The organism is Glycomyces dulcitolivorans (genome assembly GCF_003265355.1).
GTDB lineage: Bacteria > Actinomycetota > Actinomycetes > Mycobacteriales > Micromonosporaceae > Glycomyces > Glycomyces dulcitolivorans.
This window is the reverse complement of the sequence record NZ_QFRW01000072.1, coordinates 1-15,073: the sequence shown is the minus strand read 5'-3', so window position 1 is coordinate 15,073 and position 15,073 is coordinate 1. Positions and strand designations below refer to the sequence as shown.

Sequence of the window (15,073 nt, the reverse complement as noted above, 5' to 3'; positions counted from 1 at the left end):
ACCGGGCATCCCGGTGCCGCCGCCCCTTGCCTGTACCGCACGGGCCTGGGAGGCTGGACGCCACCGACCCGTTTTGGAGGACGCAGCCGTGCCGACCTCGATTCCCCTGGGCGCCCCGATCTGGGCCGACGCCGTGACCCCGGACCTGTCCGGGGACCTCGACTTCTACATGCGGCTGTTCAACTGGGCCGCGTTCGACTCGGGCGAGCAGTTCGGGCACTACACGGAGCTGTGCCTGGGCACGACGGTCTCGGAGGCGCGGGCCGTCGCGGGGATCGCGGAGAGCGCCTCGGGCGATCCGGGCTCGTCGTGGGGCGTGGCGTTCCACGCGGGCGACTGCGTGACCACGGTGGCCGAGGCGGAGAAGCTGGGCGCGACGATCACGAGCCACCCGATCCGGGTCGGCGACGACCTGGTGTACGCGGCGCTCAAGGACCCGGACGGCGGCGCGTTCGGCCTGTTCGAGCCGCTGAGCGACAAGGTGGGGTTCACGGCGCGGAACGAGCCGGGGGCGATCGTGTGGTTCGAGTACGTGTACGACGGGGCGCCGGTGGAGGCGATGCAGTTCTACTCGGAGCTGCTGAACTGGTCGCTGAAGGCCCCCGAGGGCGGCGGGCCGGAGCGGGACGCGCCGTACGTGGGCCTGTGGACCCATGAGGGCCTTGCGATCAGGGGCCACCACGTCGAGTTCGGGGGCGCGCGGATGGCGCTGGGCCCGGAGCTGAAGATGAAGCCGCACTGGACGGTGTGCTTCGGGACGGACTCGGTGGACCTGACCGCCGCGAAGGCGGTGGACCTGGGCGGGACGGTCGCGGTCGCGCCGGTGGACGACCCGGGCGGGCGGATGGCGGTCCTGACGTCCCCGACGGGCGCGTTCTTCACGGTCATGTCGTCGCGGGAGTAGTCCGAAAGCCGCTCGCGTGTCGATCCCGCGTGCCACGGTGAGGGGGGTCAGCGCACCACGACCCTCTGAAGGAGCAGCGCGCCATGGCCGACATCGCACTGGGAGCCCCGATCTGGGCGGACTCCCTCACTTCCGACCTGCGGGCCGACACCGCGTTCTTCGAGGGCCTGTTCGGCTGGTCCTCCGAGGACGCGGGCGAGGAGTTCGGGAACTACACGACGTTCTCCCTGCCGGGGGCCGAACCGCGCCCGGTCATGGGCATCATGCCCGCGCCTCCCGGCATGGCGCCCTCGAAGACGCTGCACCTCCAGTTCAAGGTCGGGAGCTGCGACGCCTCGGTCGGGGAGGCGCGGCGGCTCGGGGCGTCCCTGGACGCCGGTCCCGAGGACGTGGGAGGGATGCTCCGGTTCGCGATGCTCAGCGACCCGAACGGGGCGTCGTTCGGCGTCGTGGAGGCGCTCGACCCGGCGACGGGGTTCGGGGCGTGGGGCGAGCCGAACGCGATCGCGTGGGCCGAGTACCACTTCGACGGCGTCCCGGCCGAGGCCATGCGGTTCTACCAGGAGCTGCTGGGCTGGAACGTGGACGTGCCGCCGTGGGAGGACCCGGCGAACCCGCGGCCGTACGCGTCGCTGAGCCCGGGCGGTGGCGGTGCGGAGTTCGGCGGCTGCCATGCGGCCGAGAGCTTCGAGAAGGGCATCCCGTCGCAGTGGAGCGTCATGGTCGCCGTCGGCGACGCCGACGCGGTCGCGGCCCGGGCCCGGGACCTCGGCGGGACCGTGGCGGCCGAGCCGATGGACGTGCCGGGCCTGCGGATCGCGGGCGTCGCGGCGCCGAGCGGGACCGTCGTCGGTGTGCACTCCCCGCGCGAGTGGGGGTAGCGGCGGGCGGGGGCGCCTGGACGGCGCCTTCCCCGGTGTCGGAGTGGGGCTCGTCTCGCGGGGCGGCGCTTATTGCAAATCCGGTGCAATAATGGCCGACATGTCGAGTACCGCGGTCGAGAGCGACGTCAGAGGCGTGTCGGGTTACGTGCTGCGCCAGGCGGAGCCGCCGGACCTCGCGCAGGCGCGCTCGGTCATGCTCGACACCGTCTACCGGGACTTCGGGCACGGCTACCTGCCGCGGTGGCACTCGGACATCATCGACATCGAGGCGTACTACCTGGCGCCGGAGGACAACGCGCTCTTCATCGCCGAACAGGGCGGCCTCGTGGTCGCGACCGCGGGGGTGCGCGGGCAGACCCCGGTCTCGCCGCCGCACCCGGTCGAGGTCGCGTCCCGGTTCGAGGAGGGCCGCACGGCGAGCCTGTACCGGGTGTACGTGCGTCCCGAGCACCGCCGCCGCGGCCTCGCGGGCGCGCTCGTCGACGCGTGCCTGGACTTCGTCGCTTCCCGGGAGCGGTACACGGGCGTGTACCTGCACACCGACGCGCGGACGCCGGGCGCGGTCGAGTTCTGGGCGCGGCGCGGGACGGTCCTGTTCGACGAGCGGGTCGCGGTCAACGAGGCGCGGGGCGAGGCGGGCGAGCCGTTCCAGACCGTCCACTTCGAACTCAATATTCCTCAGTCGTCGTAGGGCAGGCCCACGTAGTTCTCAGCGAGCGCGGTCGCCTGCGCCCGTGAGCGCGCGACGTAGTCGAGGTGCGAGCGCTGGAGCCGCCGGTCGTAGTCGTCGGACTCGAAGCGGTGCAGGAGCGTCGTCATCCACCACGAGAAGTGCTGGGCGCGCCACACGCGCCTGAGGCAGGTCGCCGAGTACGCGTCGAGGAGTTCGTCACTGCCGCTTCGGTAGTGCTCCCCCAGGGCGCGGGCGAGGACCCTGACGTCGGCGACGGCCAGGTTGAGACCCTTCGCGCCGGTGGGCGGGACGATGTGCGCGGCGTCCCCGGCGAGGAGGAGGGGCCCGACGCGCATGGGCTCGGCGACGAAGGACCGCATCGCGGCCACGTCGACCTGGGTGATCGGCCCGGTGGCGAGGGTGAAGCCGGGGACGGTCTCGTGGCGGGCCTTGAGCTCGGCCCAGATGGCGTCCTCGCTCCAGTCCTCGGGGCGGGTGTCGGGCGGGACCTGGAGGTAGAAGCGGCTGACCGAGTCGGACCGCATCGAGTGCAGGGAGAAGCCGCGTTCGGAGGCGGCGTAGATCAACTCGGGGGCGGAGGGGGCGACGTCGGCGAGGACGCCGAGCCACGCGAACGGGTAGGTCTTCTCGAACACGTCGAGATGCGCGGCGACGGCGGCGCGCGAGATGCCGTGGAAGCCGTCGCATCCGGCGATGAAGTCGCAGTCGAGGCGCTGCCCGCCGAAGGTGAGGTGGGGGCGGTCGAGGCCGCCGATCGCGACGTCGTCGACGTCGAAGCGCAGGTCCACGCCCGCGGCGAGGTTCGCGGCGATGAGGTCCTTGACGACCTCCTGCTGGCCGTAGACGGTGATGGCCCGGCCGGGGACGAGGTCCTCGAACGCGATCCGGTGGCCGGCGCCGCCGAAGCGCAGCTCGATCCCGTGGTGGACGTGGCCTTCGGCGAGCATCCGCTCCCCCAGGCCGGCCTCGACGAGGGTGTCGACGGTGCCCTGTTCGAGGACGCCGGCGCGCACGCGCGACTCGCAGTGCTCGCGGCTGCGGCGCTCCAGGACGACCACGTCGATCCCCTTGGCGGACAGCAGGTGCGCGAGGAGGAGCCCGGCGGGCCCGGCGCCGATGATCGCGACTCGGGTCTTCATTCGCCGCCCCGCTTGGCGGCCTGGATCTCCCGCCACACGGCGGCGCGGAGCTTCGCGAACGCGGGGCCGGAGCGGGTCTCCAGCTGGTCGCGGTCGGGGCCGAGGTCGACGTGGATCTCGGCGCGGAGCGTGGTCGGCGGGGAGGAGAGGACGAGGACGCGCTGGCCGAGGTAGACGGACTCGTCGATGTCGTGGGTGATGAACACGACGGTGATGCCGAGGCGGGACCACAGGTCGCGGATGAGGTCTTCGAGGTCGGCGCGGGTCTGGGCGTCGACGGCGGCGAACGGCTCGTCCATGAGCAGGAGCCGGGGGCGGAAGGCGACGGCGCGGGCGATGGCGACGCGCTGCTGCATGCCGCCGGACAGCTGCCAGGGCCAGACCCGTTCCTTGCCTTCGAGGTCGACGAGGCGGAGGGCTTCGGCGACGCGGTTGCGGCGCTCACCGCGGGTGAGGCCGAGGCGCTTGAGCGGGAGTTCGACGTTGGCGCCCACGCGCATCCACGGGAAGAGGCTGCGGCCGTACTCCTGGAAGACGACGGCGGTGCCCTCGGGCGGGCCGTCCACTTCGCGGCCGTCGACGAGGGCGCGGCCGCGGGTGGGGGCGAGGAGCCCGGCGCACATGCGCAGCAGCGTGGTCTTGCCGCAGCCCGAGGGGCCCACGATGCAGACCAGTTCCCCTTCGGCCACTTGGAAGCTCAGGGAGTCGACGGCGGTATGCGTCCCGCCGTCGACGCGGTAGTCCCTGCCGATCCCGGCGACTTCGAGCACTCAGGCCTCCTCGGCTCGCTGATGGTGGTACCAGTGCAGGACCGCACGGTCGAATACGTTGAACAGCGCGGCGAGCGCGGCGCCGAGGCAGCCGAGCAGCAGGATGCCGCTCCACATCGCGGGGATGGCGTAGCTGCGCTGGAACTGGACGATCGCGAAGCCGAGCCCGGACTGGGCGGCGAACATCTCGCTGATGACCATGAGGATCACGCCGATGGCGAGGGCCTGGCGCATCCCGGTGACGATGCGCGGGCTCGCGCTCGGCAGGACCACTTCGAGGAGGGTCCTGGTGCGGCCCAGGCGGTATGCGGCGGCCGTGTCGAGCTGGACCGGTTCGACGGAGCGGACTCCGGCGACGGTGTTGAGCAGGATCGGCCAGACGCTGCCGGAGACGATCACGGCGACCTTCATGCCGTCGCCGATCCCGGCGAACAGCATGATCACGGGCACGAGCACCGGCGGCGGCACGGCCCGCGCGAATTCGAGGACGGGCTCGGTGAGGCGGAACAGCCAGCGCGTCCGTCCGATAAGGACGCCGAGTGCGATGCCGGCGATGCAGGAGAGGGCGTATCCGGCGCCGAGGCGGGCGACGCTGGGGAGGACGTCGTCCCGCCAGCGTTCGGCCGTCCACGTCTCGCCGAACTCGGCGATGATCGCCGACAGGGGCGGGAAGTAGAAGCTGGTGGAGCCGGCGGAGGCGAGCCACCAGGCCGCGAAGAGGACGGCGGGGAGGCCGATCGCCAGGAGCGCCTTGCGGATCGCGTTCACCACTGGGCACCGCCTCGCACGGCCGGGTGCCAGGAGAGGACTTCTCGTTCGAGGGCGCGCACGCCGAGGTTGACGAGGACGCCGAGGGCTCCGGCGACGAGGATGAGCGCGTACATGCGCTCGGCGGCGCCGGAGGTCTGGGCGACGGCGATCTCGTGGCCGAGGCCCGGGGAGCCGATGACGAGTTCGGCGGTCACGGCGAGGACGAGCGCGACGGTGGCGGCGAGGCGGACCCCGGTCATGAGGTAGGGCAGGGCGGTGGGCCAGGCGAGGCGGGTCAGGCGCTGCCATCTGGTGAGGCGCAGGCTTTTCGCGGTGTCGGCGGCGACGGGGTCGATGTCGCGGACTCCGGCGAGGACTTGGACGAGGACCTGCCAGAACGCGGCGTAGACGACGAGGAGGAGCGTCGAGGGCAGGCGGGTGCCGAACAGGAGGACGGCCAGGGGCACCAGGGCGACCGAGGGGATCGGGCGGAGGAACTCGATGGTGGAGGCGGTCGCGGCGCGCACGGGCGGGAGGGACCCGATGAGGATGCCGAGGGCCGCGCCGGCGGCGACGGCGATGGCGAGCCCTGCGGCCCAGGCGATGAGCGTGTCGGCGAGGGCGCGCCAGAACTCGGCGCGCGCGAGGTCGTCGGCGAGGGCGGCGAGGACGGTGGTCGTCGTCGGGAAGTACCTGGGGTTCACCAGGGGCGTGAGCGGGAGGAGCTGACCGGCGAGCAGGGCCGCGGCGACCCCGGCCGCGCCGAGGAGCAGCGGTGGGACTGGACGCGGCCGGGGTCTAGAGGAGTGGAATCGCTTGAAGCTCATGGAACTCATGAAACTCTGGGGACTCATGGCAGGAGCGCGTCCACGTCTGGGGGGTTCTCGAAGATGCCGTCGGCTTCGCCGAGTTCGGCGAGGCGTTCCACCGAGTCGCGGTTGACCTCTGCGGGGAAGGCCGGCAGGGTCAGGGCGGCGCGGATCTCGGGGCTGATGTCGGTGTAAGTGCCCAGGATATCGCGCACGGCATCGGGATTGTCCGTCGCGTACTGCAAGGACTCCGCGATGGCCTCGGCGAACCGCTGGACGAGGTCCGGGTTCTCCTGCACCAGTTCGGAAGTGGCGAAGTAGGCGGCGACGGTGAGGTCGGGGGCGGCGTCGACGTAGTTCCAGGCGACGGGGCGGCCGCCCTCGGCCTCGATGATGGACTTGAAGGGCTCGACGGCCCAGGCGGCGTCGACGTTCCCGGCGGACAGCTGGGCGGGCATGTCGGGGAAGGCGACCTCGGTGAAGCCGATGTCGGTGGGGTCGCCGCCGTCGAGGCGGACGGACTCGCGGATGGTCGTGTCGCCGATGTTGTTGAGGGTGTTGACGGCGACGGTGGCGGTCGCGAGGTCGGCGGGCGTCTGGATGGGACTGTCGGCGGCGACCATGACGGCGCCGAAGTCCTCGCCTTCGACGCCGGTGGAGGCGACGCCGTTGGCGACGATCTCGATCGGCAGACCGGAGGACTGGGCGAGGAGGAGCGAGGTGATGTTGGAAAACCCGAAGTCGAACTCCTCGGCGGCCACGCCGGGCACGATGGCCGCGCCGCCCTGGGCGGCGGTCAGCTCGACCTCGATGTCGCGCTTCTCGAAGAAGCCCTGCTCGATCCCGAGGTAGATGGGCGCGACGTCGACGATCGGGATCACCCCGACCGACACGGCGTCCACACCGCCTTCCGAGGTGTCGTCCTCACCCCCGCAGGCGGCGGCCGCGGCGGCGACGGGGGCGAACACGATGGCGGACAGGGCGAATCGACGTTTCATGAGGGTGCCTTCCGGGGAGGAGTGAGGTGACGGCACCGAGTGTTCGCCATGCGAATACTCGTTCACATATCGAAACTAGTAGATCCACCGCCCCCGGTCAAGACCTCTGGAACACGACGAGGGGCCGCCCCGGCGGCAGGGCGGCCCCTCTTTCTCGGTTGCGAATCCTGGGTTCGCGACCCGGTCTAGCAGTCGCGGGCTGCGATCGCCTTGTCCGGGTAGTCACTGAAGACGGCGTCGACGCCGAGCGAGTAGAACAGCTCGTACTCGGCCTCGAAGTCGCCCCACGTCGCCCCGCCGCTGCCTTCGCGGAAGTCGGCGGGCAGGAACTGGTTCTCGTTACGGAACGTCCACACGTGCACGTCGAGCCCGCGCTCGTGCGCCCGCTCGACCACGTCGGTCGGCGCCAGCAGGTAGCCGTTCGCGTCCCGCGGGATGATGCGGTTCTTGTTGAGGCTCACCGTGTCCAGGGTCTCGGCGTACTCGTCGAGCCGGGCGTCGGGGATCTCGCCCTGGCCGTCGATGTTCAGGCCGATCCGGTTGTCCACGCGCTCGGCGATGGTGAGCAGGCTGTCGTACTCGAACGACTGGATCCACACCGGTGAGCGGCGCTTGTCGAGCCGGCGCTCCTCCAGGAGGTCGGCGAGCGCGTCCTCGATGCTCTGGCCCTTGTCCTCGTAGTAGGACGGGTGCTTCATCTCGGGGTAGGTGATGACCTTCCGGTCGAGGTCGTCCACGAAGTCGAGGACCTCGTCGTAGGTGACGAGCTCGAACTCGCCGTCGTGCGCGGCGCTCTGCGGGCGCACGGCCGGCAGGCGCTCCTCGGCGCGGAGGGTCTTGAGCTCGGCGAGGGTGAAGTCGTCGGCGAAGAAGCCGGTGACGGGGAGGCCGTCGACGAGCTTGGTGGTCTTGCGGTCCGCGAACTCGGGGTGCTGGGCGATGTCGGTGGTCTCGTCCAGGACCGGCTCGTGGCGGGCGAGCAGCTCCCCGTCCTTGGTCAGCACCAGGTCCGGCTCGATGACGTCCGCTCCGAGCTCGACCGCGAGGGCGTACGCCTCCAGCGTGTGCTCGGGCAGGTAGCCGCTGGCGCCGCGGTGGGCGATGACGATCGGGTCGTCGTTGTGGCCGTGGCCGGGGTGATGCGGCTTCGCGGCGGCCGGGGCGGCCATGAGGCCGATCAGCGCGCCGGCGGCGGCGAGTGCGGCCGCGCCGCGAAGGAGGGCGCCCTTGCGGGACATCTGCGTCCACCTTTCGTGGGGGGAGGGCCGTGACGGCCCGGGTAACCCTCAGCCAACCGCGCGCGCCCGTATTCGCGCGGGACCGTAGTTGAACGGAACCTGAAGCCTGGAAGAAATCGGGCGATTCACCCTACGACGCGGACCGCCGCTCCGGCGGTGGTGGCCACCCCGGCATGCACCACCTCGACCATCTGTCCGGTCACCGGAGCGGCGGGCCCAGGCCGGGCGCAGCGGTTCGGCAGCACCGCTCCGGTGATCCGGGAACCGGTTTCTGCTTTCGGCGCCGTATTCGGCGCCTTCGCAGTAAGAATCGCTCCGTCCAGCCTTCGAAAGCGATAGGAACCGCTTTCTAAGACATCTTCATACACCCGCCGCCGAAGGTCAAGCATCGAAGCCCGCGAATATCAATCCGCCGCCCGAATCCGGACGAGGCAGGGCCGGGCCGCGGAGCGGCCCGGCCCTGTCGTGCGTCGCTTCTCATGCGGCCGTGAGCAGCTGGGAGGCGGCCAGGTCGCGGTAGAGGTCGTCCTTCTCCACGAGCTCGGCGTGGGTGCCGACCGCGCGGACGACGCCGGCGTCGAAGACCACGATCTGGTCGGCGCTGGTCACCGTCGAGAGGCGGTGGGCCACAACGAGGACGTTCGTGAACTCGGCCGCGTCGAGCATGACCTGCTTGAGCGACGCCTCGTTCGCGGCGTCGAGCTGCGAGGTCGCCTCGTCGAGGAGCAGCAGGCGCGGCTTGCGCAGGAGCGCCCGAGCGATCGCGACCCTCTGGCGCTCGCCGCCCGAGAGCGTGGTGCCGCGGTAGCCGATGCGCGATTCGAGGCCGTCGGGGAGCTTCTCGACCAGTTCGGTGAGCCGCGCGGTCTTGACGACGTCCTCGATCTCGGCCTCCGAGGCATGCTGGTTGGCCATGACGAGGTTCTCGCGGAGCGTGCCGTCGAGGACCGGCGCGTCCTGCTCGACGTAGCCGATGACGCCGCGCAGGTCTTCGAGCGGCCAGTCGCGCACGTCAATCCCGTCGACCGAGACGCTGCCGGTGGTCGCCGGGTAGAACCGCTCGATCAGCGAGAACACGGTGGTCTTGCCCGCACCGGAAGGCCCGACGAGCGCGGTCAGGCCGCGGCCGCTCGATGCGAAGGTCACGCCGTGGTGCACGAACGGGAGGTCCTCGGCGTACCGGAAGGTCACGTCCTCGAACACGACCCGGGCCGGGCCCGCGGCGACGGTGGCGCGCGGTTCGTCCTGGGCCGCTTCGGAGTCGAGGTTCGCGACCTCTTCGACGCGGTGGATCGCGGCGAGGCCGGTCTGGAGCTGCGAAAGCGAGGCGACCAGGCCGCTGATCGGGCCCATCAGGTAGAACAGCAGCAGCAGGAAGCCGATGAGGGTCCCGACCTCCATGGCCCCGGAGGCGACGCGCGCGCCGCCGACGCCGAGGACCAGCAGGAACGCGATGTTCACCGGCATGAACGCGGCGACGCCCGCGAGGGCCTCCCAGAAGGAGGCCTTGACGCCCTTGTCGCGGGCCGTGGTGGCGGCCCGGTCGAGGCGGGCGATCTCGTGGTCCTCCGCGCCGGAGGCCTTGACGGTGCGGAACGCGCTGAAGATGCGCTCCAGCAGGGAGCCCATGTCGCCCAGGGCCTTCTGCGAGTCGACCGTGGCGTTCTGGATGCGCGGCATGATGAACAGCATCATGACCGTGACCATCGCGACCATGGCCATGGTGGTGCCGAACAGGACCGGGTCGAGCCAGGCCATGAGGCCGATGCCGCCGAGGATCATGAACGAGTCGGTGACGCCGCCGATGACGGTGGTGCTGGCGACCGTGCGCAGGAGGTTCGTGTCGGAGGTCAGCCGGGAGACCAGGTCGCCGGGCTTGAGCCGGTCGACCTCGGCCACCTGGAGGCGCACGAGGCGCCCGATGAGCTGCTTGCGCACGGTCAGGACGACGTCCTGCCCGGCGATCTGCATGAGGTAGGGGCCGAGGGCGCTCAGGGCGCCGCCGACCACGACCACGGCCGAGAGGTAGAGCAGCGGCCGGGTGAGGGACTCGTTCGCGGCGAGGGTGTCGATGACGTCCATCGCGATGAGCGGCTGGACGAGGCCGACGATCCCGCCGGCGAACGAGAGCGCCCCGCCGATGAGGAGCAGGCGGAGGTGCTGGCGGGCGTACGCCCACAATCGGGTGATCGGGGCCCGGGCCGGAGCCTCGGGTTCGGCGGCCGGAGCCGGCGCGGTGGTGTCGGTCATCCTGGTTCCTTCAATGAAGTGCAGCGTCGTCGGTGCTGCGTCCGCCGGGTGTTGCGGACTCCATCGAAGCTACCCGGGAGGACCGACACCGGCCTCCGCTCGAAGGTGCAAATCGGACTCCGCCAAAGGTCGTAAGACCCGCGGTGCCCGGCCTCAGTCCTCGGCGAGCACGATGATCTTGTCGGTCGCCTGGAGCATCATCTGCACCGACTTGTCCGGGTTCAGGTGGACGCCGTAGCTCGGCGCCCGCTGCGCCTCGGCCACGACGCGGTAGCCGATCGCGGTCTCGCCGCGGCGCCGCGCCGACTCGGCGACCGTGTAGAAGTTGACCGGCACGCCCGGGCGCACGTAGTGGTCGGCGGGCTTGAGGTAGATCTCCGAGCCCTCGGGGCTGAACAGGTTCCCGAACACGTGCGACAAGTGCGGGTTCTCGGCGGTCTGGGTCAGCAGCAGGCTGATGAGCTTGTCGCTGACGATGAAGTCGTCGGCCTGCGTGACCTGCGCGAGCGTGCGGTTGCGGTCGTCGGCCATCTCCGAGACGACCTTGAAGCGCGTGTTCGAGCGCTGCGACATGTCCCGCAGGTGGAGCAGCGTCACGAGCGTCTTCGAGTCCGCGAGCTGCGGCGCGACGTCGTCCGAGCACAACGCGATGATGTGGTCGTACGAGCCGGGCTTGAGCGATTCGAGCAGGAGCCGGTCGGTCGTGTCGTCCTGCTTGAAGTTCAGGCCCTGGACGCGCATGGTCGGGCCGATCTTGCGGATCGCCTCGGCCGCGTCGGGGTGGTCGGTGACGACGTCGGTGACCGAGCCGGGCGCGACGTACTGGTCGAGCTGCTCCAGGACCATGCGCGTCTTGGCGTTCCAGCCGAGGATGAGCGTGCGCTCGGGCCGGTTCTTGGCCTCGGCGCGGGCGACGATCGCGGACTCGTCGATGACCGGGCGCGAGCCGTCGAGCTTGATCGCGGAGTCGTCGGAGGCGATGAGGATGAGCTTGTCGCCGGGCTGGAGCGGGGCGTTCGAGGGCGGGTTGACGATGCAGCGGCCGTCCTTGGTGAGGACGCCGATGAGCGAGGAGGTCCGGTACGAGTGCAGGGCCTGGCTCAGCGGGCGGCCGAACAGGTTCGGCTCCTCGACCATGTAGATCTCGTCGCCGCCGAAGTCGAGCAGGTCGGTGTAGACGACCGAGAGGCCGGACTGGCGGCAGGTCTGGACCATGAGGCGGGCCATGAGGTCGTTCGCGTCGACGACGTGCGCGCCGCGGCCGCCGGCCAGGCGGGCCGCGGGGAGGTTCCGGCTCTCGGAGACCGCGCCGACGACGTGGCACTTCAGGTCCCCTTGGCCGCCTTGGGTGACGGCGAGGAGGCTGCGGACGAGCTGCGCGTCCGGGTCGTCCTCGGCGGAGGTGAGCAGGATGATGCTCTTGGCCTGGCCGGGGTTGACGATCGCGATGTCGTCGGGGTCGGCGGGGTCGCCGGTGCGGCACACGACGTGCGTGGTCTTCAGGTCGGGGAGCTTCGAGCGGACCTCGTCCTCCATCTCGACCTTGTCGCGGTCGGCGAGGATCGCGATGACCGCGCGCTTCTCGCTCTCGTTGGCCTCCACCAACTCCGAGATGATGATGAACACCTGGTCGGACCAGCCGAGGATGACGGTGTGGTCCTTCTCGACGACGAGCGAGCGGCCCTTGCGGAGCTCTTCGAGCTTCGCGTCGAGGCCGGTGGTCAGCACACCGACGAGCGAGGAGAGGATGACCAGGCCGCCGATGGTGGTGAGGAACATGATCAACATGTACGGATAGCCGACTTCGGACTCTCCGGTAATCGTTCCCGCGTCGAGGATGTGGATGAACGATGTCCACAATGTCCCTGCGACGCCATCGCCTTTGCCGACGAACAGCAGGAATACGGCACCGATGGCAGTGAGTGCGAGCGTGATGACGGTGAGCCATCCGATGAGCGCTTTCGTACCCTTCGACATGGTGTTGTCGAACCAATAGCGAGCCCGCTGTTTGAATGTCGGATCGGACATCGGGGGCGTCCTTTCTCAGATTGCATGTGTCGTCCGACCGACTCGGGGCGGAGGCGAGTGGGGGCCGGGAGGTTCTCGGGGCGACGACCATTATTAGCGCATTGCGTCCACTGCGACCGGTCGAAGCGATTTCGCTACTCGGGGTCACCCGGGGCCGGAGGAGTCGCGGAGGGACGGCGCGGCAGGCGGCGGGCGTACACCGACCCCCACCCTAGAACGGGCGTCCGCGGCGGTTCCGGCAGGCCGCTATCCGAGGGCGTCGACCACCGGCGCGACGCGGATCGCCAAGCGGGTGTGGCGCTTCGGGACGGTGAAGCGCGGCTCCGCGCCGTCCTCGGGCCCCTCGGCCACGCTCCCGGTCGGGCCGCCGATGCGGTAGGCGGTGATCTGGAGGCTCACGCCGTCGCGGCACTCGCGGTCCCACAGGTTCGCCTCCGCGGCGACCCGGGCGGCCAGCTCGGCGCCGTTCGGGCCGTGGCCGCGCACGCCGATCTCGTTGCCGCCGGGGACCTTCCGGCACACGACGTACGCGAAGTCGGCGCCTTCGACGACGGCCGGGTTGGCCCAGCGCATGAGCAGGCGCTGGAGGCCGTGGTCGCCGAAGGGGGCGCTCATGCGCCCGTACCCGGGGAACGCGCATGCGAGCCAGAGGGACAGCTGGGTGGCGTCCTCGTTCACCTTGAGGCGCACGGAGGTCCAGACGGTGGAGCCGCGGCCGTCGAGCGCGCCTTCGGCGCCGGCGGCCTCGACCTCGCTGTCGACGTGGAAGGCGAGGATGCGGCCGCTGGAGAGCTCGACGGTGGTGCCCTCGTGGCTGCCGCGGCCGCGCATGGGCATGAAACCGCAGCTGACGATGGAGCGGCTGCGCATGACGCCGCCGACGTAGTCGAAGGCGACCGAGTGCTCGCAGCCGCGGATGCTCAGCGGCGCGACGAGGCGGCCGCCTTCGGCCAGCTGGTCCCACCAGGCCGGGGGCAGGTCCCAGGTGCCGACGGTGGCGATGACGCGGTCGTAGGGGGCGCCGTCGGGCCAGCCGAGTTCGCCGTCGGCGCGGACGGTCCGGACGCGCTCGCAGCCGACCTGGTCGAGGGCGCGGCGGGCGCGCTCGACGGTGTCGGCGTCGATGTCGACCGTGGTCACCGAGCCTTCGTGGCCGACGAGGGCATCGAGGAGGGCGGCGTTGTAGCCGGTGCCGGCGCCGATCTCCAGGACGCGGTGGCCGGGGCGGACGTCGAGCTGTTCGAGCATCTCGGCGACGATGGAGGGCTGGGAGGCGGAGCTGACGGCGTCGCCTTCGCTGTTGCGCTTGGTGACGTAGACGTCGTCGGCGTAGGCGGCGCGCAGGGGCGCCTCGGGGATGAAGCGGTGGCGCGGGACGGCGAGCATCGCGGTCTCGACCGATTCGCTCCGGAGCACGCCGCTCGTGCGCAGGCCGCCGACGAGGCGGGTTCGCAGTTTATGCGCTTCGTTACCGGAGGTATCGGTGTGATCACCCACCGGTCAAGGGTACTGCGGCGGCGCCGGGGCCGCCTCCTCCACTTCGGCCTCGGAGACGCCCGCCACGCCCGGGCGTGAAGTCGGGAGCGTTTCGGAGGGTCTGTGCAAATCGGGCGTCGTGAGCGTCCCCCGTTTCAACGATGCCCGACGGGTCCGACAGTGCGGGCGGGTTCGAGGTTGTGGACGGTCGCGGGCGGCGAGCCGGACGGTCGCGAAGCCGGTGCCGCGCAGGCGCAGGCTGGTCGCAGCCGGTCGGGTTTCACCGGATCGTGTCGCACCGCGGGTGTGGAGGCGGGCGATCGGGTCAGTCGGTGCGGCCGCAGCGGGTGTCGAGCATCGCCCAGAGGGCTTCGCGCTGGGGGTCGGGGACGGGCAGCGGCGTGGCGATGGGGTCGCCGCCGTCGATGGTGACCCAGACGGTGAAGCCGAAGGGCTGCTTGGCGTCGCCGACGGCGTGGCCTTCGCAGCGGAAGGCGTCGAAGCCGAGCGGGACCACGATGGACTCGCCGGGGGCGCCCGCAACGGGTCCGGCCGCGAGGGGCTCGGACACGACGGTGAACAGGACGCTGCCGCGGACTTCGGTCGCGCCGATCGCGGCCCCGTCCAGCGGCCGCAGTGTCAACCCCCCTTCCAATGTGCCGTCGGCCGCTTCGGTCAGCTCGCCGAGTTCGATCGCGGTGGAGGCGGCGATCGCCTGGGCGGCGCAGGCTTCCCGGAGCAGCCGGTCGAGTGTGCCGTTGGGGTACGACAGTTCGGCGATGACCTCGTGGGTCGCGCCGTCCTCGGTCTCGACGTCGAGGACGACCGATGCCGGTTCGGCGGTCGAGTCGACGCCGTCGGGGCAACGGGCCTCGCCGTAGGAGGTGAGGAGGTCGCGGGCGTTGACGCTCGGGGGGACGTGGGCGTCGAACTCCTGGACGCCCAAGGGCGCGAAGGACTCCGTGAGGAGCTCGACCCCGCGGACCTGAACGGGGGCGTCGCCGTGGTTGGTCACCGCGATCGCGACGATGCCGGGGGCCATGAAGGACCGCCGGATCTCGGCGGTCGCGCTCAGGTCGGGCGGGGCCGAGGGCGCGGCGGCCTCGGGCGCGGCGTCGCGGCCGGCGAGGCTG

The 15,073-nt window shown here is 71.1% G+C and carries 13 protein-coding genes; 3 read left to right on the top strand and 10 right to left on the bottom strand.

Going from position 1 to position 15,073, the window contains the following annotated elements; translation table 11 throughout:
* The first annotated feature begins 88 nt into the window (after window positions 1–88).
* From DI269_RS05950 to DI269_RS05940, 3 genes are all read left to right on the top strand, one after another.
* Entirely contained in the window at window positions 89–904 is an 816-nt protein-coding gene (locus DI269_RS05950; protein ID WP_112134192.1) for a VOC family protein, read from the top strand.
* An 83-nt stretch (window positions 905–987) separates the two neighbouring features.
* Window positions 988–1,785, top strand: coding sequence for a VOC family protein (locus DI269_RS05945; RefSeq protein WP_112134191.1), 798 nt, complete (start codon window positions 988–990; stop codon window positions 1,783–1,785).
* Between the two features lie 100 nt (window positions 1,786–1,885).
* Window positions 1,886–2,479 carry a GNAT family N-acetyltransferase gene (locus DI269_RS05940; protein WP_198667193.1) on the top strand — a complete coding sequence of 198 codons (594 nt, stop codon included), beginning with the start codon at window positions 1,886–1,888 and terminating at the stop codon, window positions 2,477–2,479.
* Here the strand turns inward: DI269_RS05940 and DI269_RS05935 are convergent.
* The 10 genes from DI269_RS05935 to DI269_RS05890 all read right to left on the bottom strand — a co-directional run.
* Window positions 2,467–3,621, bottom strand: a complete 1,155-nt coding sequence (locus tag DI269_RS05935; RefSeq protein ID WP_112134190.1) for a 4-hydroxybenzoate 3-monooxygenase — start codon at window positions 3,619–3,621, stop codon at window positions 2,467–2,469. The genes DI269_RS05940 and DI269_RS05935 overlap by 13 nt on opposite strands.
* Window positions 3,618–4,391, bottom strand: coding sequence for an ABC transporter ATP-binding protein (locus tag DI269_RS05930; RefSeq protein WP_112134189.1), 774 nt, complete (start codon window positions 4,389–4,391; stop codon window positions 3,618–3,620). The genes DI269_RS05935 and DI269_RS05930 overlap by 4 nt, the downstream gene beginning before the upstream one ends.
* Complete coding sequence (locus tag DI269_RS05925; protein WP_112134195.1) at window positions 4,392–5,159, bottom strand: ABC transporter permease; 768 nt, start codon at window positions 5,157–5,159, stop codon at window positions 4,392–4,394.
* Complete coding sequence (locus DI269_RS05920; RefSeq protein WP_112134188.1) at window positions 5,156–5,968, bottom strand: ABC transporter permease; 813 nt, start codon at window positions 5,966–5,968, stop codon at window positions 5,156–5,158. The genes DI269_RS05925 and DI269_RS05920 overlap by 4 nt, the downstream gene beginning before the upstream one ends.
* Window positions 5,969–5,991: 23 nt before the next feature.
* Window positions 5,992–6,948 (bottom strand): ABC transporter substrate-binding protein, encoded by a 957-nt coding sequence (locus DI269_RS05915; protein ID WP_112134187.1) that lies wholly within the window; start codon window positions 6,946–6,948, stop codon window positions 5,992–5,994.
* Window positions 6,949–7,133: 185 nt separating this feature from the next.
* Window positions 7,134–8,186 carry a glycerophosphodiester phosphodiesterase family protein gene (locus tag DI269_RS05910; RefSeq protein WP_198667192.1) on the bottom strand — a complete coding sequence of 351 codons (1,053 nt, stop codon included), beginning with the start codon at window positions 8,184–8,186 and terminating at the stop codon, window positions 7,134–7,136.
* 477 nt (window positions 8,187–8,663) lie between these two features.
* Window positions 8,664–10,436, bottom strand: coding sequence for an ABC transporter ATP-binding protein (locus DI269_RS05905; protein ID WP_112134186.1), 1,773 nt, complete (start codon window positions 10,434–10,436; stop codon window positions 8,664–8,666).
* A gap of 153 nt (window positions 10,437–10,589) precedes the next feature.
* A complete protein-coding gene (locus DI269_RS05900) occupies window positions 10,590–12,413 on the bottom strand; it encodes a CASTOR/POLLUX-related putative ion channel (protein ID WP_198667191.1) in 1,824 nt (607 codons plus the stop codon).
* A gap of 297 nt (window positions 12,414–12,710) precedes the next feature.
* Entirely contained in the window at window positions 12,711–13,961 is a 1,251-nt protein-coding gene (fxlM, locus tag DI269_RS05895) for a methyltransferase, FxLD system (RefSeq protein ID WP_112134184.1), read from the bottom strand.
* A gap of 304 nt (window positions 13,962–14,265) precedes the next feature.
* On the bottom strand, window positions 14,266–15,073 hold an 808-nt coding region (locus tag DI269_RS05890; protein WP_157974784.1), incomplete at its 5' end, for a hypothetical protein.

Coding starts and splice junctions, on each gene's coding strand:
- DI269_RS05900 (WP_198667191.1), bottom strand. CDS start 12,413: ATGTCGAAGGGTACGAAAGCGCTCATCGGATGGCTCACCGTCATCACG.
- DI269_RS05945 (WP_112134191.1), top strand. CDS start 988: ATGGCCGACATCGCACTGGGAGCCCCGATCTGGGCGGACTCCCTCACT.
- DI269_RS05920 (WP_112134188.1), bottom strand. CDS start 5,968: ATGAGCTTCAAGCGATTCCACTCCTCTAGACCCCGGCCGCGTCCAGTC.
- DI269_RS05910 (WP_198667192.1), bottom strand. CDS start 8,186: ATGTCCCGCAAGGGCGCCCTCCTTCGCGGCGCGGCCGCACTCGCCGCC.
- DI269_RS05940 (WP_198667193.1), top strand. CDS start 1,886: ATGTCGAGTACCGCGGTCGAGAGCGACGTCAGAGGCGTGTCGGGTTAC.
- DI269_RS05935 (WP_112134190.1), bottom strand. CDS start 3,621: ATGAAGACCCGAGTCGCGATCATCGGCGCCGGGCCCGCCGGGCTCCTC.
- DI269_RS05915 (WP_112134187.1), bottom strand. CDS start 6,948: ATGAAACGTCGATTCGCCCTGTCCGCCATCGTGTTCGCCCCCGTCGCC.
- DI269_RS05905 (WP_112134186.1), bottom strand. CDS start 10,436: ATGACCGACACCACCGCGCCGGCTCCGGCCGCCGAACCCGAGGCTCCG.